This is a genomic window from Rhizobium sp. NPDC090275 (genome assembly GCF_044772225.1).
Lineage (GTDB): Bacteria > Pseudomonadota > Alphaproteobacteria > Rhizobiales > Rhizobiaceae > Rhizobium.
The window spans coordinates 187,147-208,170 of record NZ_JBIVYL010000001.1 but is presented as its reverse complement, the minus strand read 5'-3'; the positions used below and the strand labels follow the sequence as shown (position 1 = coordinate 208,170).

28 protein-coding genes are annotated in these 21,024 nt (G+C 62.5%); 16 read left to right on the top strand and 12 right to left on the bottom strand.

The features are described from left to right. The first annotated feature begins 131 nt into the window (after positions 1 to 131). Complete coding sequence (locus ACIQUB_RS00955) at positions 132 to 1,574, top strand: efflux transporter outer membrane subunit (protein WP_402928323.1); 1,443 nt, start codon at positions 132 to 134, stop codon at positions 1,572 to 1,574. A 172-nt stretch (positions 1,575 to 1,746) separates the two neighbouring features. Next, positions 1,747 to 2,004 carry a hypothetical protein gene (locus ACIQUB_RS00950; protein ID WP_113239328.1) on the top strand — a complete coding sequence of 86 codons (258 nt, stop codon included), beginning with the start codon at positions 1,747 to 1,749 and terminating at the stop codon, positions 2,002 to 2,004. Positions 2,005 to 2,069: 65 nt separating this feature from the next. Here the strand turns inward: ACIQUB_RS00950 and ACIQUB_RS00945 are convergent, their stop codons facing one another. Next, positions 2,070 to 3,908 (bottom strand): ABC transporter ATP-binding protein, encoded by a 1,839-nt coding sequence (locus tag ACIQUB_RS00945; RefSeq protein WP_402928320.1) that lies wholly within the window; start codon positions 3,906 to 3,908, stop codon positions 2,070 to 2,072. Positions 3,909 to 3,964: 56 nt separating this feature from the next. On the opposite strand from ACIQUB_RS00945, the gene ACIQUB_RS00940 reads away from it, so the two are divergent. Together ACIQUB_RS00940 and ACIQUB_RS00935 are read left to right on the top strand one after the other, a co-directional pair. Beyond that, positions 3,965 to 4,219 (top strand): hypothetical protein, encoded by a 255-nt coding sequence (locus tag ACIQUB_RS00940; protein WP_113239326.1) that lies wholly within the window; start codon positions 3,965 to 3,967, stop codon positions 4,217 to 4,219. 84 nt (positions 4,220 to 4,303) lie between these two features. Continuing rightward, complete coding sequence (locus tag ACIQUB_RS00935; RefSeq protein WP_018897204.1) at positions 4,304 to 4,528, top strand: hypothetical protein; 225 nt, start codon at positions 4,304 to 4,306, stop codon at positions 4,526 to 4,528. A 206-nt stretch (positions 4,529 to 4,734) separates the two neighbouring features. Here the strand turns inward: ACIQUB_RS00935 and ACIQUB_RS00930 are convergent, their stop codons facing one another. From ACIQUB_RS00930 to ACIQUB_RS00920, 3 genes are all read right to left on the bottom strand, one after another. Continuing rightward, positions 4,735 to 5,580, bottom strand: coding sequence for an aspartyl/asparaginyl beta-hydroxylase domain-containing protein (locus ACIQUB_RS00930; protein WP_112980372.1), 846 nt, complete (start codon positions 5,578 to 5,580; stop codon positions 4,735 to 4,737). A gap of 170 nt (positions 5,581 to 5,750) precedes the next feature. Continuing rightward, positions 5,751 to 6,092: an SMR family transporter gene (locus ACIQUB_RS00925; RefSeq protein ID WP_047514405.1), complete on the bottom strand. Its 342-nt coding sequence runs from the start codon at positions 6,090 to 6,092 to the stop codon at positions 5,751 to 5,753. Between the two features lie 27 nt (positions 6,093 to 6,119). Beyond that, a complete protein-coding gene (locus tag ACIQUB_RS00920) occupies positions 6,120 to 6,680 on the bottom strand; it encodes a TetR/AcrR family transcriptional regulator (RefSeq protein WP_018897201.1) in 561 nt (186 codons plus the stop codon). A 153-nt stretch (positions 6,681 to 6,833) separates the two neighbouring features. Between ACIQUB_RS00920 and ACIQUB_RS00915 the strand changes: the two genes are divergently transcribed. Together ACIQUB_RS00915 and ACIQUB_RS00910 are read left to right on the top strand one after the other, a co-directional pair. Continuing rightward, the gene (locus ACIQUB_RS00915; protein WP_113239325.1) at positions 6,834 to 7,223 is read left to right on the top strand and encodes a group II truncated hemoglobin; all 390 of its coding nucleotides are present in this window, start codon (positions 6,834 to 6,836) and stop codon (positions 7,221 to 7,223) included. 10 nt (positions 7,224 to 7,233) lie between these two features. Beyond that, the gene (locus tag ACIQUB_RS00910; RefSeq protein WP_113239324.1) at positions 7,234 to 7,608 is read left to right on the top strand and encodes a DUF423 domain-containing protein; all 375 of its coding nucleotides are present in this window, start codon (positions 7,234 to 7,236) and stop codon (positions 7,606 to 7,608) included. A gap of 20 nt (positions 7,609 to 7,628) precedes the next feature. On the opposite strand, the gene ACIQUB_RS00905 is transcribed toward ACIQUB_RS00910, so the two are convergent. The 6 genes from ACIQUB_RS00905 to ACIQUB_RS00880 all read right to left on the bottom strand — a co-directional run bounded on the left by ACIQUB_RS00905 (position 7,629) and on the right by ACIQUB_RS00880 (position 10,967). Further along, on the bottom strand, positions 7,629 to 8,000 hold the full coding sequence (locus ACIQUB_RS00905; RefSeq protein ID WP_113239323.1) for a VOC family protein: 372 nt from the start codon (positions 7,998 to 8,000) through the stop codon (positions 7,629 to 7,631). A 3-nt stretch (positions 8,001 to 8,003) separates the two neighbouring features. Further along, entirely contained in the window at positions 8,004 to 8,318 is a 315-nt protein-coding gene (locus ACIQUB_RS00900) for an antibiotic biosynthesis monooxygenase (protein WP_113239322.1), read from the bottom strand. A gap of 8 nt (positions 8,319 to 8,326) precedes the next feature. Next, complete coding sequence (locus tag ACIQUB_RS00895) at positions 8,327 to 8,596, bottom strand: hypothetical protein (RefSeq protein ID WP_113008285.1); 270 nt, start codon at positions 8,594 to 8,596, stop codon at positions 8,327 to 8,329. After that, positions 8,593 to 9,000 carry a DUF2325 domain-containing protein gene (locus ACIQUB_RS00890; protein WP_047514424.1) on the bottom strand — a complete coding sequence of 136 codons (408 nt, stop codon included), beginning with the start codon at positions 8,998 to 9,000 and terminating at the stop codon, positions 8,593 to 8,595. Before ACIQUB_RS00890 ends, ACIQUB_RS00895 begins: the two co-directional genes overlap by 4 nt. Before the next feature lie 147 nt (positions 9,001 to 9,147). Further along, positions 9,148 to 10,452: a TonB family protein gene (locus ACIQUB_RS00885; RefSeq protein WP_113239321.1), complete on the bottom strand. Its 1,305-nt coding sequence runs from the start codon at positions 10,450 to 10,452 to the stop codon at positions 9,148 to 9,150. A 56-nt stretch (positions 10,453 to 10,508) separates the two neighbouring features. Then, positions 10,509 to 10,967, bottom strand: coding sequence for a hypothetical protein (locus ACIQUB_RS00880; protein ID WP_402928310.1), 459 nt, complete (start codon positions 10,965 to 10,967; stop codon positions 10,509 to 10,511). A 142-nt stretch (positions 10,968 to 11,109) separates the two neighbouring features. On the opposite strand from ACIQUB_RS00880, the gene hemP reads away from it, so the two are divergent. The 7 genes from hemP to ACIQUB_RS00845 all read left to right on the top strand — a co-directional run bounded on the left by hemP (position 11,110) and on the right by ACIQUB_RS00845 (position 16,088). Then, the gene (gene hemP / locus ACIQUB_RS00875) at positions 11,110 to 11,292 is read left to right on the top strand and encodes a hemin uptake protein HemP (protein WP_113239319.1); all 183 of its coding nucleotides are present in this window, start codon (positions 11,110 to 11,112) and stop codon (positions 11,290 to 11,292) included. Between the two features lie 9 nt (positions 11,293 to 11,301). Continuing rightward, positions 11,302 to 12,351: a ChuX/HutX family heme-like substrate-binding protein gene (locus ACIQUB_RS00870; protein ID WP_113239318.1), complete on the top strand. Its 1,050-nt coding sequence runs from the start codon at positions 11,302 to 11,304 to the stop codon at positions 12,349 to 12,351. 10 nt (positions 12,352 to 12,361) lie between these two features. Continuing rightward, positions 12,362 to 13,270, top strand: coding sequence for an ABC transporter substrate-binding protein (locus ACIQUB_RS00865; RefSeq protein WP_113239329.1), 909 nt, complete (start codon positions 12,362 to 12,364; stop codon positions 13,268 to 13,270). 20 nt (positions 13,271 to 13,290) lie between these two features. After that, on the top strand, positions 13,291 to 14,385 hold the full coding sequence (locus tag ACIQUB_RS00860; RefSeq protein WP_402928727.1) for a FecCD family ABC transporter permease: 1,095 nt from the start codon (positions 13,291 to 13,293) through the stop codon (positions 14,383 to 14,385). A 9-nt stretch (positions 14,386 to 14,394) separates the two neighbouring features. After that, positions 14,395 to 15,186 carry a heme ABC transporter ATP-binding protein gene (locus ACIQUB_RS00855; protein ID WP_113239316.1) on the top strand — a complete coding sequence of 264 codons (792 nt, stop codon included), beginning with the start codon at positions 14,395 to 14,397 and terminating at the stop codon, positions 15,184 to 15,186. A gap of 143 nt (positions 15,187 to 15,329) precedes the next feature. Beyond that, entirely contained in the window at positions 15,330 to 15,677 is a 348-nt protein-coding gene (locus ACIQUB_RS00850) for a DUF883 family protein (RefSeq protein WP_113239315.1), read from the top strand. Between the two features lie 9 nt (positions 15,678 to 15,686). Continuing rightward, positions 15,687 to 16,088, top strand: coding sequence for a hypothetical protein (locus ACIQUB_RS00845; RefSeq protein ID WP_047514448.1), 402 nt, complete (start codon positions 15,687 to 15,689; stop codon positions 16,086 to 16,088). 83 nt (positions 16,089 to 16,171) lie between these two features. Here the strand turns inward: ACIQUB_RS00845 and ACIQUB_RS00840 are convergent, their stop codons facing one another. Together ACIQUB_RS00840 and ACIQUB_RS00835 are read right to left on the bottom strand one after the other, a co-directional pair. Then, on the bottom strand, positions 16,172 to 16,726 hold the full coding sequence (locus ACIQUB_RS00840; RefSeq protein ID WP_018897185.1) for an RNA polymerase sigma factor: 555 nt from the start codon (positions 16,724 to 16,726) through the stop codon (positions 16,172 to 16,174). Between the two features lie 10 nt (positions 16,727 to 16,736). Continuing rightward, positions 16,737 to 16,940, bottom strand: a complete 204-nt coding sequence (locus ACIQUB_RS00835) for a NepR family anti-sigma factor (protein ID WP_018897184.1) — start codon at positions 16,938 to 16,940, stop codon at positions 16,737 to 16,739. Positions 16,941 to 17,213: 273 nt separating this feature from the next. Here ACIQUB_RS00835 and ACIQUB_RS00830 point away from each other — a divergent pair, with 273 nt between their 5' ends. From ACIQUB_RS00830 to ACIQUB_RS00820, 3 genes are all read left to right on the top strand, one after another. Beyond that, positions 17,214 to 18,008, top strand: a complete 795-nt coding sequence (locus ACIQUB_RS00830; protein ID WP_026282760.1) for a response regulator — start codon at positions 17,214 to 17,216, stop codon at positions 18,006 to 18,008. Between the two features lie 186 nt (positions 18,009 to 18,194). Then, entirely contained in the window at positions 18,195 to 19,208 is a 1,014-nt protein-coding gene (locus tag ACIQUB_RS00825) for a PAS domain-containing sensor histidine kinase (RefSeq protein ID WP_113239314.1), read from the top strand. Positions 19,209 to 19,652: 444 nt separating this feature from the next. Next, positions 19,653 to 21,014: an NAD(P)-dependent oxidoreductase gene (locus tag ACIQUB_RS00820; RefSeq protein WP_402928301.1), complete on the top strand. Its 1,362-nt coding sequence runs from the start codon at positions 19,653 to 19,655 to the stop codon at positions 21,012 to 21,014. Positions 21,015 to 21,024: the final 10 nt, after the last annotated feature.

The window sequence follows — 21,024 nt, the reverse complement described above, 5'->3', positions numbered from 1 at the left end:
CGACGCGCCGAGCCCCCTCCTCGCGAAGCTTGCCATGCGACTTTGCCGTGCGACATGGAAAGTAAAAATTAACCATAAGCGATAATAGATTGTTAGCGAACCGCCTTGCGGTCATCGCCTATGGAGATTTCATGCGCCGCATCGCAATTCTTGCCGGATTATCCGTTCTCGCGGGCTGTGTGAGCGGCCCGGATCATGTTCCCCCGGAGATGCCCCTCCCGGCCAAGTTCAATGAAGGCTCGGCCAAGGCCGATGGCGACGTCTCTACGGTCGCGTGGTGGACCGCGTACCGCGACACCCGTCTGAACGGACTGGTTACCGAGGGCCTCAGTGAGAACCTGTCGATCCAGCAGTCGCTGGAGCGCATCAATGCCGCCGCCGGCAATGTCACAGTGGCGGGCGCCGGCGCCCTGCCGAGCCTGACTGTCGGCGCCGACCATACGCTCAACGGCAGCATGGGCGAACGCCGCAGCACCATCGGTGCCACCAACACCACCGGCGCCAGCGCCAGTGTCGGCTGGCTGCTCGATCTCTTCGGCCAGTATCGCCGCTCGAAGGAGAGCGCCCAGGCTACGCTTGACGCCGCCTACTCGACCGCAGACGTTGCCAAGCTCACCTATCTCCAGGATCTGGTGAACTCCTACATCAACGCCCGCTACTACCAGGAGCGCATCGCGCTCTCCAGGGCCAACCTGAAATCGCGCCAGGAAACCTACGAGCTGACCAAGTTCCAGCTCGATGCCGGTGCGGCTTCCCGTCTCGACGTCGTGCAGGCCGAAGGTCTGGTGCAGTCGACCCAGGCTGAAATCCCGGGCCTGGAAACCAACTTCCGCGTCGCGGCCCACCACATCGCCACCCTGCTCGGCAAGCCCGCCGGCTCGATGGTCGCTGAACTGCAGCGCGGCGGCTCGCAGCCGGTCTTCCGTGCCGGCATCGTCTCCGGCGTTCCGGCCGACCTGATCCGCAATCGTCCCGACATCCGCGTCGCCGAGCGCAATCTGGCCGCTGCCACCGCCAATATCGGCGTGGCCATGGCGCGCCTCTATCCGACGATCTCGCTCTCCGGCTCGATCGCGCCGTCCTTCGTCAATCCGGCCGGCAGCCGCGGCGGCAGCCTGACCAACTGGTCCTTCGGCCCGACGCTGACGCTCCCGATCTTCGACGGCGGCAGCCTGCGCGCCGGTGTCGACATCGCCAAGTCCGACGCCAAGACCCAGTATCTCGTCTGGAAGCAGACGGTTCTGCAGGCGGTCGAGGAAGTGGAAAACGCGCTGTCGGCGGTTCGCCGCGATGCACAGACGGTTGCGGCACTGCGCGCCCAGGTCAAGACGACCCAGGAAACGCTGGATCTGTCGACCGCCAGCTACAAGGACGGCGCCTCCTCGCTGCTCGACGTCCTCGACGCCCAGCGTCAGGTCTCGCTTGCCCAGGCCAGCCTGGCCGCAGCCGTCCAGCAGATGGCAACCGACTACGTCGCCCTCAACGTCGCCATCGGCGGCGGCTACAACCCGGGCGGCAACACCGCCCCGGCCAAGCCGGTTGCCGCCAAGGCAAGCACTGCAAAGGCAGGCTGAGACAACAGAAATTGAGAAAAAGCCCCGGCGAACCGGGGCTTTTTTGAGCACTCGCCGTGTACGATACCGTAAGATACGCCCCCTGCTCATCCGCATCCTGTAAAATCACTCATGGTTTCGACCGATCGTCGCAACCGCTCCAGCACCAGCACGGAAACAGGGGAGTGAGGCAATGGGCAAGTTGAGACCGCTAGGCACGGCGCTATTGGCCGGACTGTTCCTGGCGACCCTAACCGATGTATCGTGGAGCACACAGCAGGCGCAGCAGCGCCAGGCGGGCCGTGACGTCAAGCAGACGACGCGGCAGAGCGCGCGCGACACGAAGCAGGATTGCCGTGCCGCCAATCAACAAAGCAACGCGGCATGCCGGCAGGACAAGCGGCAGACCAAGCAAAGCGGCCGTCAGACCGCCCGAGACCTCAAATACTGAAACACCACGGAGACACGCAACGCTCCGCTTCGACGAAGCGTTGCGTACCTCTCTAATGTTGGCAATCACATGCTGGCCTGCACGCTGTGTAAGCCGGCATAGATACCGTCGCGCGCCATCAGATCCTCGTGCCTGCCCTCCTCGACGATGCCATCGGCGGTCAGCACGAGGATGCGGTCGGCGTGGCGGACCGTCGACAGGCGGTGCGCGATGACGACGGTCGTGCGGCCCTTGGCGAGCCCAAGCAGCGCCTGCTGCACCGCCCGTTCGCTCTCATTGTCGAGCGCGCTGGTGGCTTCGTCGAAGATCAGGATCGCGGGGTTCTTCAAAAACGCCCGCGCAATCGTCAACCGCTGCCGCTGCCCGCCCGAAAGCCGCACCCCGCGCTGGCCGATGTCGGTATCGTATCCATCTGCAAGCGCCATGATGAACTCGTGCGCATTGGCCGCCCGCGCCGCAGCCTCCACCTCCGCATCGGAGGCATTTGGCCGCCCATAGCGGAGATTGTCGGCAACCGAGCCGGCGAACAGATAAACGTCCTGCTGCACCACGCCGACATGTCCACGCAGCGATGACAGCGTGACCTCACGGATATCCGCGCCATCGATCAGGATCGACCCGGCCTGCACGTCATAGAAACGGGGAATGAGCGAGCACAAGGTGCTCTTGCCCACCCCCGACGGACCGACCAGCGCCACGAACTCGCCAGGAGCGATGGTGAAGGACAGGTTCTCGAACACACCTGTCGTGTCGGCGTCATAGCCGAAGCTGACATCCTCGAACCTTATCTCTCCTTTCGGCGCCGGCAGCGCACGGGCACCTGGACGGTCGACGATATCGGGCTCGACATCGAGGATCTCCATCGCCCTCACGAAGCCCGTATAGCCCTCCTGCCAGAGCCGCACGAAATTGGCGAGCCGTTGCACGGGATCGACAAGCACGGCGACGCAGAGCAGGAAGGTCAGGAGATCGGCCACCGTCATCGCCGACGACACGATCCTGATGCCACCGATGACGATGACCAGGATGGTGATGAACTGTGCGAAGCTCTCCGTTCCCACGGAAAACCACGCCTCGCTGCGATAGCCATCGGCACGGCTAACGAGAAAGCGCTCGTTCTGAACAGCGAAGCGATCCCTCTCCAGCCCTTCATTGGCGAAGGACTGCACGACGCGGATACCCGCGAGGCTGTCTTCCAGTCGCTCGTTGACGCCGGCGATCTGTTGCTTGCTGCGTTCTAGCGCGTGGTTCATGCGGCGGTTGAAATGCAGCGCGTAGGCGACCGCGAGAGGCGTCAGCAACAGGATCAACCCGGCCAGGACAGGATCGATATAGACAAGCACCAGCATGGCGCCGCCATATTTGAGGATGGCGATCGAGACGTCCTCGGGGCCGTGGTGGAACAGCTCTCCAAGCCAGAGGGAATCGCTGGTGATGCGACTCATCAGCTGTCCGGTGCGCTGGCGGTCGTAGAAGCTGAAGGAGAGCTTCTGGCAATGATCGAACAGCTCCTGCCTGACGGCGGCCTCGATTCGCGCGCCCATCACATGGCCGCGATAATCGACGAAGAACACCGCGATCATCTGCACCGCGAGCAGCGCCAGCATGACGGCGCCGACCTTGAGGATCAGCACGGTGGCCTCCCCCGCATCCGCGATCACGAGAAGGCGGTTGGTGACGATATTGGCGCAGATCGGCAAAGCCACGGCGGTCGCAGCGACGAGAATGGCGCAGACGACATCGGCGCAGAGCAACGGCAGATGCGGACGGTAGTAGCTGAGAAACCTGGCGACCCGAGATCGGCGCCGCGCATGTTGATCGGCGGTGGTATCAGGCTCGGAGGTGGTCGGGAGTGGTTTACGACGCGGCGCGTCTTTTCGCGCGCGGGCGAATTGAATAGACATGAAGCGGAGTGTCCTTGTGAGTGATCGTTCCTTTCGTTCTGGACAGGATCGCTTTCATGACAGTCTCCCTGGACGAGTTTGCGTTCAGCTTCGCGCCATCCTTAACAGATCAGACGCCCGCCCGCAAAGGCCGCTCCGGGCAGAAAATCAGGAAAACACGCTTAACGTGCGTTAACGGCGTGGTCCGCGCGTCAGCAGGCCATTCGGCCTTTACCCAGGATTTCGATCTGGATCGAGACATTTCGTGCTCTCCCACCGGCCGTTTTCGGCCCGTCGTTTCGTTCCGCGACAACGCGTCTGTCGCAGCCTGAAACACCCGCAAGCCTTAACCTTACTGGGTAACCAATCTATTAGCATCTTGTTGAAAACGAAGGCGGTTATGGCAATCTTCAGCCATGACAAACATCCGCTCTCCAAGATTCAACGCCGATGATATGGGACGGTCGCGGGAATGCGAAAGCGTCTGCAAAGGGGCGATAACCGAAGTTGTCCGTCGCGCAATCGCGGCGGGATGGCGTGAAGCCGAAATCGCGCTTCACCTGGCAGACGCAGCAGAAGATTATGTCATCTACCTGGCAACCAAGCCGGACCGTCGCCTGAAGGCGGCAAACAACAACTAGTTGCGAATGGGGGCGATTGACGTCGCCGGAGCAAGGCCTGCTTACGAGGGGAAGCGACCTGCCTGCTCCGAAACATACGCATCGAGACTGCCTGCGGCGCGATCGCCGCACGATGATTTGAGAGCGGCGTCCCACCCGCCGAACAACAGCATGGCCTCTGAAACGAGGCCATCCTGTTTTGTCTTTCCGGGCTCAGCCTTGCTGGCTCAGCCCTGCGGCCGGTTTCTGAAAGCCTCGGCTTCCGCGTAGAACTTCTTTTCCCACTCCTTGTGGTTATCCAGTCCTTCGCGGATGAACGGCGTGAAGACGGCGAGGTTCATCAGCGCCCAGTTGACGAAGCGGGCCGGAAACTTCAACGGCTTGTCGAAGTCGACAAACAGCACCACACGGGTCTTGTCGGTGTGGTTCCAGGCTTCGTGCTCGTAGGCGTCGTCGAAGATCAGCGCCTTGCCTTCCTGCCAGTGGCAGATCTGGTCCTTGACGCGGATGGCAAGCTTGTCGGCCGGCTCCGGCACGATCATGCCGACATGCAGGCGCAGCACGCCGTTATAGGGGCCACGATGCGCCGGCAGGTGCTTGCCCGGCTCGAAGATCGAAAACATCGCCGTCTTCAGGCCAGGGATCTTCTGCACCGCGCGCCAGGTTTCCGGGCACTGCGCAATGTTCTGTTCCGATTTCACGCCGAAACCGAGGAGAAAGAAGGTCTTCCAGCCGGAATCGGTCGAGATCGTCTTCACGTCGGTCGAGATGTCCTGGAAGGTCGGCAGCTCGCTCTGGCGCACCAGCACGCGCTCCAGCTCGGCGCGGATCTGCGGATAAGCCGCTTCGACCTCCTTCGCCCAGGGGAAGGTGGCGTTGTCGTAGACCGGCGGATTGCCGAGCTTGGCATATTTGAAGTTCAGCTTCTCCGCCCATGCGACGATGCCCATGAAGAAACGTGTCACGGGGCTCGGGCGTCCCATCGGGGCGATGCCCGAGGTGCCGAAGGTCTGTCCCTCGGGCTTGGAGTCGGCGGATTTGGGGGAGGAAAGGTCAGCAGTGCTGTCAGTCATGGGTGTTCCAATGCGCGATGCGTAAACTGTCATCTGTCACTCAGGATATGGACATCGCAGCCGATTGCGCAAGTCGGGCCTCCGTGAGGTGAGGTCAAATATCGCGACCCGGGGGCCATCTCCCCTGGTGACTGGGGGCTTTCCTCGCATACGACCGGTTTCCATTAAAATCAATGGGAGACGGATTTGGAGAACAGGTTGACCACCAGCACGCCAGCGATGATCAGCCCCAGGCCGATGACAGCAGGCGTATCCAGCCGCTGCTTGAAATAGATGAGGCCGACGCTGGAAATCAGCACGATGCCGAGCCCGCTCCAGATCGCATAGGCAATCCCCACAGGGATGACCTTCAGCGTCTGCGACAGGCAATAGAAGGAGGCGGCATAGCACGCGACCATCAGCGCAGTCGGCCAGAACCGGCTGAACTGCTGCGAAAGCTGCAGCGCCGTCGTGCCGATGACTTCGAGCGCGATCGCCGTAAACAGGAGCGCATAGACCGCAACCGGTGCCATGATGGTTTATCCTCTATTCCAGGGAAGTCAGCGAGCGGTCAGCTCGACCAGGCGTGCCAGAAGCGCCTGGCGCTGCGTATCGTCGGAGGCGCCGCCGATCATGTCGGCGAGCCAGAGACCGTCGGCGGCGAAGCGCACGATCTGCGCATCGATAGACGAGTCCGTGCCGACATATTCCTCGATCCGCCCGTCGATCCACTCCCCCCAGCGCTGCCGCAGCCGCGGCTCGGCCAGAAGCGCGATCGTCACCTGCGCCCAGTGGCCGGCGTCGTCAGGGCTGTCGCGCAGCCCGGCGACGGCGTTGAGATAGGCGCGCGTGAAACGGCCGTGCGGCACCGGATCCTCACGCATGCGCTCATCGAGATCTGCATCGAAGCGCGCCAGAAGATCCTCGAAGAGTGCATCCAGCAACGCGTTCTTGGTCGGGAAATGGTGGAGAAGGCCGCCCTTGCTGACCCCGGACGCGCCGGACACGGCATCGAGCGTCACGGCACTCATCCCCTGCTCGTTCGTCAGGCGCGCGGCGACATCCAGCAGCTGCTGGCGGACGATGGCGGGTTGCTTGCGGCGGTGATGAGCGTTTGACATCATGCATAAAGATACCGTCTGGACGGTTTTGTCAAGATGCCGTGAAATTCAGTCATCGAAGCTGGCGCGAAATGTCGCGCTTGGTGGTGCGGGTATCGGTTGCGATCGACGCTGCGGCGGTGCATGAAGGGACAAGCTGTGAGGAGCCGCGCCGTGAGCGAGAACACCATTACACTTTACGAGGCCGTCGGCGGCGACGCGACGATCCGGGCTCTGTCGCATCGTTTCTACGAGCTGATGGACACGCTGCCGGAAGCGAGCCACGTCCGCGCCGTCCACCCGCCGACGCTCGAAGGCAGCGAAGCGAAATTCTACGAATACCTGACCGGCTATCTTGGCGGCCCGCCCGTCTATGTCGCGAAATACGGCCATCCGCGCCTCAGAAGCCGCCACTTCATCGCCGAGATCGGCCCCGTCGAGCGCGACGAGTGGCTTTTATGCTTCCGCCAAGCGCTGGAAGAAACCGTTCCGAACCCGAAGCTGCGCGAGATCATCCTTCCACCGATCGAGCGGCTGGCCGATCACATGCAGAACAAGCAATAGGCTCCCTATAATGACGCTCAATCAGCGCTTCTCACCGCTTTTCCTGGTGCTCTCGGGTCTCTTCGGCTTTGCCGGCGTGGCGCTGGCCGCAGCCGCCGCCCACCTCGACGGCGACGGACACTTCCTCGCCTCGGCATCCGCCATGTGCCTCGCCCATGCCCCTGCCCTTTTGGCACTGGCATTGGCCGGCGAAAAGCTGAAGACCGCATGGCTCGCCGGGCTCCTTATGGGCGTCGGCACGCTGCTCTTTTCAGGCGACCTGGTGACGCTTCGCTTTGCAGGCTCCGGCCTGTTTCCGATGGCGGCGCCCACGGGCGGCTTCGCCATGATGTTCGGCTGGCTGGCGATCGCCGCCGGCGCCATCTTCCGCAACCGCGCCGGATAATCTGGCAGAGAGTAACTGGGTTATGTCGCCTGCGGGATCCGCCCGAAGCGCAGCAGATTGCCGTGCGGATCGTGAATGTAGAACTCTTCCATGTTCCACGGCCGCACCGTCATGTCGCTGAGCTTCTCGACGCCGCGCGCCTTGTATTCCGTGTGAAGCGCGCCGATACCGCCGCCGCGCAGATAGACGGATGTGCGCTCGCAGAGCGAGCGATCATCGGTCAGCCAGAAATGCAGCTCCATCTCGTTGCGGCGCAGGATGAGATAATCCTTGTCCTGATAGACGATCGTTTCGAAGCCGAGCCCGCCGCGATAAAAGGACAGCGTCTCGCCGATATCGAGCGACGGCAAAACCGGCAGAACCTCGATACGATCAGGATTGTCAGCCACCATCGCTCAGATCCCGTCCACGACCTGAAAACCCTCGAACACGGGCGGCCCCTTATACATCGCCTTGCGGTCGCCGGCATTGCGATGGGCGGCGCGGAACTGCTCGGACTTGGTCCAGTTGAGGAAATCCTCTTCGCTGCGCCAGATCGTGTGCGAGGAAAACAGCGTATACCCCTCCTCCGCATTCTCCCGACCGCGCAGCAGTTTGAATTCCACGAAGCCTGGCACCTCCGAAAGGCTGGAATCGCGGTTGCGCCAGACGCTTTCGAATTCCGCCTCCGACCCGATCGATACCTTGAAGCGGTTCATCGCGATAAACATGGGAGCACTCACGCCTTGCGTTTCCTCTCGGCCTCGGGAGCCTCGAAGGCTACCACGTTCCGGCCGTCAAGCGCGTCGCGGCCGAGCGGTTTTTCCGGCAATTCGCCCGGCATGCGCGCTTCCCAGATCGGAAACTGCTCGACATTGGGATAGTACCTGCGCCGCTCTTCGCGTTCCATCATCAGCTCATAGAGTTCGGGAACCATGCCATCGCCATTGTGTGCGGCCAGCTTGTGCAGGCCGATCAACGTATACCCTTCCGGGTGTCTATCGCTCATCGGGTGGCGTTTCGCTCGTTCATCGTCGTCAGCGCCCGCTCGAGGCTCGACTTGCTGCCGTTGCGCAGCGGAATGAAGGTCTTGCCGAACTTCTTGCAGCCGGTCTTTACCCTGAGGCACGCATCATGGCTGATACAGTCGATCGGGCAAAAGACGCAGTCGACGGAGGGAAGCACCGTATCGATGCGCGACACCGCCTCGCGCAGGCCGCCATCGTGGTGGATCAGCTCGGCGCCGAAGTTGCTGGCGATCTGGCGCAGATGCGCCACCTGGCAGTCGCGCCCGCCGACATAAAGGAAGCTGCGGCCATCAAGCTTGGAACGTCCGGAGGTCTCCTCAACCGTGCTTGTATCCGCACTCACGCGGATTTCCCGGTTAGAACCCTTCTTCGCCTTTCGCGCCATTGACCACCCGTTCGTTCATTGATCGGCACACGATTGCTGCGTGTGTGGGTGGACCTTAGTAAACTTGATTTTTAGAGTAAAGTATAAAGTTGATTATTTTGATCATATTTTCTCAAGGGCCCGATTTTGTCATCGGGCCGCCTGTTGTCAGCGACCCGTCGTGACCTGCACTTCCTGCGTAAAGGTCCAGACCGGCTTGCCCCATTCAGACGGCAGTGGCGGGAATGGTGCTGCGCGGCGGACGCCATCGACTACGGCTGCATCGAGTTCCGGAATGCCCGAACTGCGCGCCACCGACAGGCCACCAAGCGCACCCGAACCGGTGATGCTCAACCGGATGCGAACGCTCATCGCGGCGTTCATCCGCCGGTATTCGGAAGGCACGCGGACGGACCGCCTGATTTTCGATTGCACCTTGCCCGGATAGTTGGCGACGGCGGCACTGCCGGAGCCGCCGCGATTCCCGGCGCTGCGCGAATCCTGATCGGAAGCCTGATCGACGCCATCAGACGCGCCGCGGCGGCTATCCTGCTTGTTCTCACCCTCGGAGCCCGAGCGCGTGACAACCTTCTTCGGCGGCTGCTTCTTCTCGACCGGCTTCGGCTTCTCGACAGGCTTCTGCGCCACCGGCTTCGGATCGGGCTTCGGCACGGTCTCCGGCTCGGGCGGAATTTCCGCTGTCTCGGTCGGCTGCACCGGCGCCACGTCTTCCGGCGTCGTGGGCGTCGTCTCGGTCACTTCCGGCTGAACCTGCGTCGGCACCTCGGTCGCCATCGGCTGAACCACGGATGTCTCGGCCGGCACCTGCGATGTCAGCACCTCAGGCTCGACGGCCGTCATGTTCTCAGGCGAGACGCGCGTCACTTCCTGCGTCGGCGCGACGGGCTGCGGATCGACCGGCTGCGCGTCGGGCTGAACCTCTGTCGGCTGCTGCGCGGTTTCGGGCTGCACTTCTTCGGCCACGATCTCCTCCGGCTGCGGTTCGGTGTTCTCGTCGCCCGCCGATGCTTGGTCGAGATCGGAATCGCCGAGCATGATCACGCTCACCGTCTCGCCGGCCTCTTCCTCCGGCTGCTCCGGGGTGACCACGACGCCGACGATCAGCGCGATGGCAAGCGCGCCGTGAAAGATGAAGGAACCGATGCAGGCGGCCGTCACGCCGAGCTTGCCGCGATGCGACCGGGTGGCCGCCGGCATCTCGACGCTCGCATCCATCAGCGGCGCCGCGGCATGACCGTTGCTGGCGCTGCGCGGGTCCTGCGGGAAGGACGAAATCTGCGCCTGGCGCGTATAGTGGAGAACAGCCTCGGCGGCCGGCTGGCGCGCGACGTTGCGAAGATCCGACAACTCGTGGCCGGGGTGCATGCCCGGATTGTTGTCGTTCACACCGCCATCGGCGACCGTCTCGTCGAAGAGAACCTGTCTCGGCTTTGATCTCGCTGAAACCACCATTTTGGATGCCTTGTACCGCTGCAACGCAAGAGGCCGGGGCTACCCCCGGCCGTCGCTCAACCTTCGAAAGGAATGGAAACCTGGGAGCGGGTCACCAGACCCTTCATGCACTCGCCCTTGCCGGGGCCTTCGCACGCCGGCGTGTCGTTGATCAGCACCCGCGTCACCGCCTCGCATTTCACATTCGGCATATCGAACTGCCGTACCCGCTTCTTGCCCTGCGGCAGATCGCGGAAATCGAGAACGGTGATCTTGTCGACGGCGTTCTTGTCGTTGAAGAAGGCGAGCTCGAAGGAAATCTTGGTGATGTCTTGCGGCAGCGTGTTCAGCGCCACGAAGGTCATCATGCAGCCCTTCTGCGATGGGACCAGCCCGTTGAGCTCGACATCGAGCGCCGCCTTTGGCGCGGCAGCCGCGGCGGGCTCCTGCGCATAAGCCTGGATCGCGCCCGAAAAGACCAGCGAGCCGGCCGCCAAAAGCGTTGCAAATCGGGTGACCGGCCTCGTGAATGCCATTGCGTCTCTCCAATGAATTCCTAAAACTTGACTTACAAAGTCCGCTATTGCGTCTTTAAAAAATGATGACTATGAGAGTCAAGATAATTGTAGGTCGCAGGGGCATTTTTGAGCCACCTAAAGAAGCAAAAAAGCCAACGAAATGATGGTCGATAAGCCGGACACACTGAAGCAAACGCTATTGGCGCGCGACGCCGTGGCCGACGTCCGAATCCTGGAGAGCAGCGAGATTTTTCGCGGCGCTAACGAAATCGTCATCCGCCACGACGGCGCCCTGTACCGGATGAAGATCACCCGCCAGGGCAAGCTAATTCTGAATAAGTAGGGGTAGACAATGACTGAGAACACCAAGCCGTCGCCGGCCGAAATCCGCGCCTTCCGCGCCGAAAATCCCAAGATGCGCGAGCGCGATATCGCCGCCCAGCTCAAGGTTTCCGAAGCTGCGCTCGTGGCCGCCGAAGTCGGCATTTCCGCCACCCGCATCGACGGTAGCGCGCTCAAGCTCCTGGAGCGCGTCGCCGAACTCGGCGAAGTCATGGCGCTCTCGCGTAACGAAAGCGCCGTTCACGAAAAGATCGGCGTCTACGAGAACATCAAGACTGGTGGCCAGGGCGCTATCGTGCTCGGCGAGAACATCGACCTACGCATCTTCCCGAGCCGCTGGGTCCACGCTTTCGCGGTGACCAAGAAGGATGGCGACCAGGAGCGCTTGAGCCTGCAGTATTTCGACAAGGCCGGCACCGCCGTGCACAAGGTTCACCTGCGCCCGGCCTCCAACGTCGAGGCCTATCACTCCATCGTGAACGACCTGAAGCTCGAGGACCAGTCGCAGGACTTCGTCGCTGACGACAGCAAGACGGTGGCCGACGAGAGCGGCAGCGTCACCAAGGACGAGCTGCGCGACCACTGGAGCAAGATGACCGACACGCACGAGTTCTTCGGCATGCTGCGCAAGCTAAAGATCGGCCGCCAGGCCGCCGTGCGGACCGTTGGCGACGACTTCGCCTGGCAGCTCGACAACACCGCGACCGCAGAGATGATGCACGCATCCGTAAAGTCCGGCCTGCCGATCATGTGCTTCGTCGGCAATGACGGCATCGTCCAGATCCACTCCGGCCCGATCTTCAACATCCAGCCGATGGGTCCGTGGATCAATATCCTCGACGAGACCTTCCACCTGCACCTGCGTCAGGACCACATCGCCGAGACCTGGGCCGTGCGCAAGCCGACCAAGGATGGCCACGTCACCTCCGTCGAGGTCTACGGCGCCAATGGCGAAATGATCATCCAGTTCTTCGGCAAGCGCCACGAAGGCTCCGCAGAGCGCGCCGACTGGCGCGATATCGTCGAAAGCCTTCCCAAGGCGACGAGCGTTGCGGCGTAAGCCGAAGGAGATGACGATGCGGAACCACAATCGCGGTTCATTCAACAAGACGTCCATGCTGCGGGGCCTCATGGCCCTGCCGCTGGCAGCCTCGCTCCTCGCCTTCTCGCCGGCTGCCCATGCTGAAGACAAGATCGACAGCACCCGCCTGATCTCGATCGGCGGCGACCTCACCGAGATCATCTATGCGCTCGGCGAGGAAAAGCACCTGATCGCCCGCGACACGACCAGCCTGTTTCCCGAACAGGCCCTGAAGCTGCCCGACGTCGGCTACATGCGCGCGCTGTCGCCGGAAAACATCCTCGCCATGAACCCGACGGCGATCGTCGCCGTCGAAGGTTCCGGCCCGCCGGAAGCGTTGACGGTGCTGCGCAGCGCCAGCGTCCCCTTCGAGACGGTGCCGAACGCCTATACGCGCGACGGCATCCTCGCCAAGATCGACAAGGTCGGCGCACTCCTTGGCGTGGAGCCCAAGGCCGCCGAACTGCACAAGCAGGTCGCGACCGATCTCGACGCCGCGATTGCCGACGCCGCCAAGCACCCGGAAAGTGAACGCAAGCGCGTTCTCTTCATCCTCAGCATGCAGGGCGGCAAGATCATGGCTTCGGGCACCGGAACGGCGGCCGATGGCATCATCAAGCTCGCCGGCCTGGTCAACGCCGTCGGTACCTTCCCGGGCTACAAGCCGCTGACCGATGAGGCGATCATCGAAGCCAAGCCCGACGTCATCCTGATGATGAACCGTGGCGATGGCGCGGGCACCAAGAATGAAGACCTGATGAACCAGCCGGCGCTGGCGCTGACGCCCGCCGTGCAGAACAAGGCCATCATTCGCATGGACGGCCTGCACCTGCTCGGCTTCGGCCCGCGCACCGCAAGCGCCGTTCGCGAACTCACCAAGGCGATCTACGGGGGCTGACCATGGCGGTACTGAACGACATGGACGGACGTCGTATCGTGTTTTCGGCCTCGGGGATGCGTGAGCGTCACCGGGCCGGCGACCGCTCGCTGCTGGCACTCGCGGTCATCGCGCTGCTGGTGGTCGGTTCCGTCCTGTCGTTGCTGTTCTCCGTCACGACGGGCGCCTCGGATGCGTCCTTCCTCGACGTGATCGCCAATGTCGCCGGATCGGATGATGCGCTCAGCATGCGCGACCGCATCATCATCTTCGACATCCGCATGCCGCGCGCCATCCTCGGCTTCCTGGTCGGCGGTTCGCTGGCGGTGTCGGGCGCCGTCATGCAGGGCCTGTTTCGCAATCCGCTGGCCGATCCCGGCCTCGTCGGTGTCTCCTCCGGCGCCGGCCTCGGCGCGGTCGTCATGATCGTGCTCGGCGGCGGCTTCGTCGCGCCACTCTACGTCCTGCTCGGCATCTACGCGCTTCCACTCGCAGCCTTCGCCGGCGGCCTCGCCACGACGCTGCTGCTCTACCGCATCGCCACCAGCAACGGCCAGACCTCCGTCGCGACCATGCTGCTTGCCGGCATCGCGCTCGGCTCGCTTGCCGGCGCCATGACCGGTCTGCTCGTCTACATGGCCAACGACCAGCAGCTGCGTGACCTCACCTTCTGGGGGATGGGATCGCTCGCCGGCTCGACCTGGACGAAGATCGCCGCCGCCGGCCCGATCATCCTCCTGTCCTTCATCGTCGTCCCCTTCCTCGCCAAGGGCCTCAACGCCATCACGCTCGGAGAAGCCGCGGCCTTCCACATGGGCGTTCCCGTGCAGCGGCTGAAGAACATCGCCATCGTCACCGTCGCGGCTGCGACAGGCGCATCGGTCGCCGTCAGCGGCGGCATCGGCTTCGTCGGCATTGTCGTGCCGCATGTGCTCCGCATGGCGATCGGACCGGATCACCGCTATCTGCTGCCGGCCTCGGCGCTCCTCGGCGGTTCGCTTCTGATCTTCGCCGACGTTATCGCCCGCACCATCGTCGCGCCCGCCGAACTGCCGATCGGCATCATTACCGCGGCAGTCGGCGGCCCGTTCTTTCTCTGGATCCTGCTGCGCCAGCGTTCCCGCCTTGCCCTTTGAGTATCTGCCATGATCGAAGTCTCCGGCGTCTCCGTCCGCCTGTCGGGCAAAACCATCGTTGAAGACGTCGGCTTCACCGCCGCCTCGGGCAAGCTGACGGCGATCGCCGGGCCGAACGGCTCGGGCAAGACGACCACGATGAAGGCCGTATCCGGCGAACTGCCCTATAACGGCTCGATCCGCATCAACGGCGAAGATGTACGCGGGCTGCAGCCATACCAGCTGGCGGCCGTGCGCGGCGTGCTGCCCCAGGCGAGCAACATCTCCTTCCCCTTCACAGTGCGCGAAATCGTCCGCATGGGCCTGACCTCGGGGCTGAACCGCAATCCCGAGCGCGCCGAGCATACGGCGGCCAAGGCGCTGTCTTCGGTCGATCTCGACGGTTACGAAGGACGCTTCTACCAGCACCTCTCCGGCGGTGAGCAGCAGCGCGTGCAGCTTGCCCGCGTGCTTTGCCAGATCTCCGAACCCGTCGTCGACGGCAAGCCGCGCTGGCTCCTCCTCGACGAGCCGGTCTCCAGCCTCGATATCAGCCACCAGCTGACGATCATGCGGCTTGCCCGCGCCTTCTGCGACGCCGGCGGCGGCGTCATCGCGGTGATGCACGACCTCAACCTGACGGCGCTTTTCGCCGACCAGATCATACTCATGCAGCAGGGCGGTCTCGCGGCCCGCGGCACCGTGCATGAGGTGCTGACCGACGAGACCATGCACGCGGTCTTCGGCTGCCCGCTGCGCATCAACAAGGTGCCTGACGACGGCACCCCATTCGTGCTCGCCCACAGCGCCGTCGGCGGCTGATCACGCGCGGAACCTTTTGCCCATAACCCGCGTTAAGCCATTGATTTGGGTCATTGCCGGGCATCTGTGTTCATGCAAGCTTGCGTTCTGATCCTGTGTTTAACCAGGCGGTGCGAAACCGCGCCGTAACAATGGAGAAAACCATGGCATCTTTCCTTCAGTCCGGCCGTCACCGTCGCAATGGCAGCGCCGCTCTCCACAACATCGAGGCAACGGTCGAGGACCAGATCGCGTCCCTTCAGGACGAAATCGCGTCGCTGACGAAGATGCTGAGCAAGAACTCGCGCAAGCAGAGTGAAAAACTGAGCGCCCAGGCAGCATCCGGCTACGAAGATCTGGTTGCCCGCAGCGAGGACTTACTGCGCGACCTGCAGGATGGTTATCTGCGCGGCGCTTCCGAAGTGCGCGACACCGTTCGCAGGCACCCGGTCGCCACCATCGGCGCTGCTGCCGCATTCGGACTGGTCGTCGCCCTCCTGGCACGACGCTAAGGAGGCTAGATGCTGTTCCCGATCCTCAGCCTCCTGGTAGGCACGAGTGTTCACCGCACCGTTGCGCGCACCAAGCGCAACGGTATTTTCATTGCCATTGCCGCGATTTTCGTGCTGACCGCCTATGCGCTGGCCGTCACAGCCGGCGCGATCTGGCTTGCAGGCATTTACGGCGCCGTTGGAGCAGCACTCTTCCTCGCGGCCTGTGCCCTTCTGATCGCCATCATCGTGATGATCGTCATGATGGTGATGAACGCCCAGGAAGCTCGGCGCGCCAGGGAACGCAAGCAGGCGTTCGAGACGGCCGCCGCCGCAAGCCTCGGCATCATCCGCTCGCAGCCGCTTCTGACAGCCGGCGTCATCGCCGCCATGGTCGCCGCCAATCTCTTCACCTCGAAGGACCGCGACTGACGGCGCTGCCGCTTTCGCTGAACGCATAAAAAACCGGCGCCCGCGAGGGTCAGCCGGTTTTTCCTTGTCCGTTCAATGCACTCTCAGAACGCAAAGGCCTTCGACGTCAGCGGCGACGAGGTCGCATCCGGTCCGAAGTCGGCCTCGCCGGTGATCTGCAGCATTTCCTGCAGCCGCTGGCGGGCGCGGTTGACACGGCTCTTGATTGTTCCGACCGCACAGCCGCAGATTTCGGCGGCTTCCTCATACGAGAAGCCGGATGCGCCGACCAGAATGATCGCTTCGCGCTGGTCACTAGGCAGCTGCTCGAGCGCCTTCTTGAAGTCCTGAAGGTCGAGCGCGCCATATTGCGACGGGTGCGTTGCCATGGATTCGGTGAACAGGCCATCGCTATCCTGGATCTCGCGTCCCGCCTTGCGCATCTGGCTGTAGAGCTCGTTGCGCAGGATGGTGAAGAGCCAGGCCTTCATGTTGGTGCCCATCTCGAAGTGGTCCTGCTTGGCCCATGCCTTCATGATGGTGTCCTGCACGAGGTCATCGGCGCGGTCATGGCGACCGATCAGCGAGATGGCGAATGCGCGCAGGCTTGGGAGAGCCGAAAGGAGCTCGCGTTTGAAGCTTGGTTGCTGCTTGTCCATAGATCAACCTTCACTTCGCTGCTTTGGCCGAGGCCATTTCGGCCTGGTCGAGCTTTTCGAGGAGATCGAGGAAACGATCTGGGATCGCTTCTTCCTGAACGGCAGCATAAAGCGACCTCAAACGCACCCCGATCTGGCTGTTGGGATCCATGATATCGCTTGCACGTAACTCAGCGCGTTGGCCGTCTATGTCTTCGTTGTTCCGGCTTGTCATTAACTTTTCACTTCTTGTCCGTTGTCTCTAAGCCTCGCGTACCGCTGCGGGAAAACCTTCATTCCGGTCCCCCGCCGCCTCGGTCGAATTCTCGCCGGACAACCCTCTCGGAATGCATGTCGTGTCGCAGGTCAGTTTACGATGAGCCCCTTCTCGTGGGCAGTAGAATGCGCGGTGGTAAAAAAAGTTCCTGATCATCTGGAACTTTTTTCAGGTAGTGTGCGTTCTCGATGCACTGGAGCTGTTTTTCGGCCCTGCTTATGGGAGCTTTCTATGACACTTTCTACTCGAATTGCGCCGCACCTTCCTTATCTGCGCCGCTATTCACGGGCGTTGACCGGCACACAGACATCAGGCGACGCGTATGTCGCCGCAGTGCTTGAGGCAATCATTGCCGACATATCCATTTTCCCTGACACATCGAACGACCGCGTCGCACTCTACAAACTGTTCACGACGCTGTTTGGTTCCTCGACGGTGCAGATTCCAGAGCCGTCTTCCCCCTACGCCTGGGAGCAGCGTGCCACCATCAACCTCGGCAAGGTCTCGCCGCGCGCCCGCCAGGCCTTCATCCTGGCCTCGGTCGAAAACTTCCGCGTCGGCGAAATCGCCGAAATCCTCGACAGCGAGGAGAGCGAAGTGGCGAACCTGCTCGACAGCGCGTCGCGCGAGATTTCCCGCCAGGTCGCGACCGATATCATGATCATCGAGGACGAACCGCTGATCGCCATGGATATCGAGCAAATGGTCGAAAGCCTCGGCCACCGCGTTACCGGCATCGCCCGCACCCACACGGAAGCGGTGGCGCTCTACAACAAGACCAAGCCGAGCATGGTTCTCGCCGACATCCAGCTTGCCGACGGCAGCTCGGGTATCGACGCGGTCAACGACATCCTCAAGACCTCGAGCGTGCCGGTGATCTTCATCACCGCCTTCCCCGAGCGCCTTCTGACCGGTGAGCGTCCCGAGCCGACCTTCCTCGTCACCAAGCCATTCAACCCTGACATGGTCAAAGCTCTGATCAGCCAGGCGCTTTTCTTCAACGAAAGCACGAAGGCAGCCGCCTGACGCTATATTTCAGCAATTGCGGAACAATGCGAAAAGGGGAGCGTTCCAGTCCATCTGCAGCGCTCCCCGGATATTAAGATTTTATCTAGCGCTTGCCTCTAAAAAGAAGCGGTGGGCGGACTTTAGGGTCTGCTGGCGGCATAAACGGATTGAAGGAAGGGCGGCTGGGTGAAGAGGACTGGACCATTGGCCGGCACGCCCTTCGCATTGGAAGGCAAGGAGCTCTTGATGGAGCGGGCGCTCGCGAGCGCCGGCATCGCCGTTGTCTATCAGGATCCCGACCTCGGCATCGTCTATGCCGAGAACCTCCCCGCGCATCTTGAACACGCCGTTCTCCCCGGCGGCAGCGACGCCGACATGTTCGGCGAGGTCCACGCACGCAATCTCGAAACACTGAAGCGCAAGGTGCTGGAAACCGGCACGCCGGCCAGTACCGAGGCCGATATCGCCATCGACGGCGAAATGCGCACCTACGAAATCAAGGTGCAGCGCGTCACGCTCGGCCATGAGATCGGCCTGCTGTCTATTATCACCGAGATCACCGAGACCAGACACCGCGAGAAGGTGCTGAAATCGCTTCTGCGCGAACTCTCGCACCGCTCGAAGAACCTGCTTGCCATCATCCAGGGCATCGCCACGCAGACCGCCCGCAACACGCTGTCTCTCGACAGCTTCCTCGTGAAGTTCCGCGGCCGGCTGCAGTCGCTGTCGAACTCCCAGGATCTCATCACCGACAGTAGCTGGCGCGGCGCCTTCCTCTTCGAACTTACGCGCAAGCAATTCGCCCCCTATTGGCCGGAGAGCGCCGGCCCCCTGCCCGTCACCGGGCTCAATGTTCACCTGACCCCGAACGCCGCGGTTCATGTCGGCCTCGCGCTCCACGAGTTGATAGTCAATTCGGCGACCTTCGGCGCCATTGCCGGCGGCGCGCCCGCGATCGCGCTCGACTGTCAGGAAACCACGCACGGCGACCGCAAGGCGATCAGCTTCACATGGACCGAAACGCTGCCCAACGACGAAGTCCACGAATTCAGCGACAACAGCTTCGGCCGCATCGTGCTTGAGCGCGTCGTGCCCTCGTCGGTCAACGGCAAGGCCGATCTGCGCCTGACGCCGGGCCGTATCGAGTATCACCTGCTGATCCCCGACACCGAATTCGAGATCCTCAAGCGCGCGCCGCAACAGGTCGGCGGCGTCTGACCGTCACCACCTGACATTCCATCGATTTTTATTGAATACCGCGCACAAGAAAACAGCCAGTGCGAGGGCGGCGCACCGGCTGTTTTCACTCACCGGGAGGGGACCGTGAGTGTGATCCGAAGGTGGTTTGGGGGCGCGCATTTTTGGGTCGATGCGATCACCATTCGGATATCGCCATAACGGGCTGTGCGAGGAATGGTTCCCGCTCTTCACGAGAAATCTCTGATTTTTTCAATTATTCTTCCGCTGTGAAGATCGGCGCGGCCGCAAGCGCTCATTGAGCAACTTGACAGCAATCACCTCAAAATCGAAAAACCGTTCCAAAACAGCAGCATACGCCTGCTACCAAGCCCGCCTAATGCTAAAATTTTACCGTTTGATAAATTTTTTATCCTGAGTTACGCTTCGTTCCACTGGCCGTTTACCTATAATGAGGGAACTTCAATGGAACGTCTGGACACTGGGATTCATGCTGGCCGGCTTTCGCCCGCTGAGTATGACAAGAATTTCTCCGATCTTCACCCGCGCCTCGACAAGCACGAGGCTCTGGTCGCCTCCGACCGCTGTTATTTCTGTTACGACGCGCCCTGTATGACGGCCTGTCCCACCGCCATCGATATCCCGCTCTTCATCCGGCAGATATCGACTGGCAATCCCCTCGGCTCCGCCAAGACCATCTTCGACCAGAACATCCTGGGCGGCATGTGCGCCCGCGTCTGTCCCACCGAAGAGCTCTGCGAGCAGGCCTGTGTGCGCAACACGGCCGAGGAACGCCCCGTCGAGATCGGCCGTCTGCAGCGCTACGCCACCGATGCGGCCATGCAGGCGGGCAAGCAGTATTACACCCGCGCGGCCTCGACAGGTAAGAAGATCGCCGTCGTCGGCGCCGGCCCGGCCGGCCTCGCCGCCGCGCACCGCCTCGCGGTCAAGGGCCATGAGGTCGTGATCTACGACGCCAAGCCGAAATCCGGCGGCCTCAACGAATACGGCATCGCCACCTACAAGTCCGTCGACGGCTTCGCGCAGAGGGAAGTCGACTATGTGCTCTCGATCGGCGGCATCGATATCAAGCACGGACAATTGCTCGGCCGCGACTTCCAGCTCGCCGACCTGCAGTCGCAATATGACGCCGCTTTCCTCGGCATCGGTCTCTCGGGTGTCAACGCGCTCCGCGTCGAGGGCGAAAACCTCGCGGGCGTCGACGACGCGGTCGATTTCATCGCCGCGCTGCGCCAGACCGACAACAAGGCCGACATCGCCATCGGCCGCCGCGTCATCGTGCTCGGCGGCGGCATGACTGCCATCGATGCGGCCGTGCAGGCAAAGCTGCTCGGCGCCGAGGAAGTGACGATCTGCTACCGCCGCGGCAAGGAGCACATGAACGCCTCGGAGTTCGAGCAGGATCTGGCGACCTCCAAGGGCGTCATCATCCGCCACTGGCTGGCGCCGAAGGCGATCCTTGCGCAGGACGGCAAGGTCGCGGCCCTTGAGGTCGAATACACCACGCTGTCGGAAGGCCGCCTGGCGACCACCGGTGAAACCGGCGTCATTGCCGCCGACCAGATCTTCAAGGCGATCGGCCAGACCCTCGTCTCTTCGAGCCTTGGAAGCCTGCGTCTGGAATCCGGCCGCATCGTCGTCGACGCCGAAGGCCGCACCTCGCTTGATGGCGTCTGGGCCGGCGGCGACTGCGTCTTCGGGGGCAACGACCTCACCGTCTCGGCCGTCGCCAATGGCCGCGACGCCGCCGAATCCATTCACCGAATGCTGGCTGCCGATGCGCAGCCGGCCGTTGCCGTCGCCTGAAGGGGAGAGT

Excerpts from the sequence above, each read along its gene's own strand:
- ACIQUB_RS00935 (WP_018897204.1), top strand. The coding sequence starts at position 4,304 with ATGACAAACATCCGCTCTCCAAGATTCAACGCCGATGATATGGGACGG.
- ACIQUB_RS00830 (WP_026282760.1), top strand. The coding sequence starts at position 17,214 with ATGACACTTTCTACTCGAATTGCGCCGCACCTTCCTTATCTGCGCCGC.
- ACIQUB_RS00840 (WP_018897185.1), bottom strand. The coding sequence starts at position 16,726 with ATGGACAAGCAGCAACCAAGCTTCAAACGCGAGCTCCTTTCGGCTCTC.
- ACIQUB_RS00820 (WP_402928301.1), top strand. The coding sequence starts at position 19,653 with ATGGAACGTCTGGACACTGGGATTCATGCTGGCCGGCTTTCGCCCGCT.
- ACIQUB_RS00945 (WP_402928320.1), bottom strand. The coding sequence starts at position 3,908 with ATGTCTATTCAATTCGCCCGCGCGCGAAAAGACGCGCCGCGTCGTAAA.
- ACIQUB_RS00905 (WP_113239323.1), bottom strand. The coding sequence starts at position 8,000 with ATGGTGGCTGACAATCCTGATCGTATCGAGGTTCTGCCGGTTTTGCCG.
- ACIQUB_RS00895 (WP_113008285.1), bottom strand. The coding sequence starts at position 8,596 with ATGAGCGATAGACACCCGGAAGGGTATACGTTGATCGGCCTGCACAAG.
- ACIQUB_RS00955 (WP_402928323.1), top strand. The coding sequence starts at position 132 with ATGCGCCGCATCGCAATTCTTGCCGGATTATCCGTTCTCGCGGGCTGT.
- ACIQUB_RS00890 (WP_047514424.1), bottom strand. The coding sequence starts at position 9,000 with ATGGCGCGAAAGGCGAAGAAGGGTTCTAACCGGGAAATCCGCGTGAGT.
- ACIQUB_RS00855 (WP_113239316.1), top strand. The coding sequence starts at position 14,395 with ATGATCGAAGTCTCCGGCGTCTCCGTCCGCCTGTCGGGCAAAACCATC.
- hemP (WP_113239319.1), top strand. The coding sequence starts at position 11,110 with ATGATGGTCGATAAGCCGGACACACTGAAGCAAACGCTATTGGCGCGC.
- ACIQUB_RS00885 (WP_113239321.1), bottom strand. The coding sequence starts at position 10,452 with ATGGTGGTTTCAGCGAGATCAAAGCCGAGACAGGTTCTCTTCGACGAG.
- ACIQUB_RS00940 (WP_113239326.1), top strand. The coding sequence starts at position 3,965 with ATGACAGTCTCCCTGGACGAGTTTGCGTTCAGCTTCGCGCCATCCTTA.
- ACIQUB_RS00835 (WP_018897184.1), bottom strand. The coding sequence starts at position 16,940 with ATGACAAGCCGGAACAACGAAGACATAGACGGCCAACGCGCTGAGTTA.
- ACIQUB_RS00900 (WP_113239322.1), bottom strand. The coding sequence starts at position 8,318 with ATGTTTATCGCGATGAACCGCTTCAAGGTATCGATCGGGTCGGAGGCG.
- ACIQUB_RS00950 (WP_113239328.1), top strand. The coding sequence starts at position 1,747 with ATGGGCAAGTTGAGACCGCTAGGCACGGCGCTATTGGCCGGACTGTTC.
- ACIQUB_RS00870 (WP_113239318.1), top strand. The coding sequence starts at position 11,302 with ATGACTGAGAACACCAAGCCGTCGCCGGCCGAAATCCGCGCCTTCCGC.
- ACIQUB_RS00880 (WP_402928310.1), bottom strand. The coding sequence starts at position 10,967 with ATGGCATTCACGAGGCCGGTCACCCGATTTGCAACGCTTTTGGCGGCC.
- ACIQUB_RS00865 (WP_113239329.1), top strand. The coding sequence starts at position 12,362 with ATGACGATGCGGAACCACAATCGCGGTTCATTCAACAAGACGTCCATG.
- ACIQUB_RS00920 (WP_018897201.1), bottom strand. The coding sequence starts at position 6,680 with ATGTCAAACGCTCATCACCGCCGCAAGCAACCCGCCATCGTCCGCCAG.
- ACIQUB_RS00910 (WP_113239324.1), top strand. The coding sequence starts at position 7,234 with ATGACGCTCAATCAGCGCTTCTCACCGCTTTTCCTGGTGCTCTCGGGT.
- ACIQUB_RS00860 (WP_402928727.1), top strand. The coding sequence starts at position 13,291 with ATGGACGGACGTCGTATCGTGTTTTCGGCCTCGGGGATGCGTGAGCGT.
- ACIQUB_RS00845 (WP_047514448.1), top strand. The coding sequence starts at position 15,687 with ATGCTGTTCCCGATCCTCAGCCTCCTGGTAGGCACGAGTGTTCACCGC.
- ACIQUB_RS00930 (WP_112980372.1), bottom strand. The coding sequence starts at position 5,580 with ATGACTGACAGCACTGCTGACCTTTCCTCCCCCAAATCCGCCGACTCC.
- ACIQUB_RS00850 (WP_113239315.1), top strand. The coding sequence starts at position 15,330 with ATGGCATCTTTCCTTCAGTCCGGCCGTCACCGTCGCAATGGCAGCGCC.
- ACIQUB_RS00925 (WP_047514405.1), bottom strand. The coding sequence starts at position 6,092 with ATGGCACCGGTTGCGGTCTATGCGCTCCTGTTTACGGCGATCGCGCTC.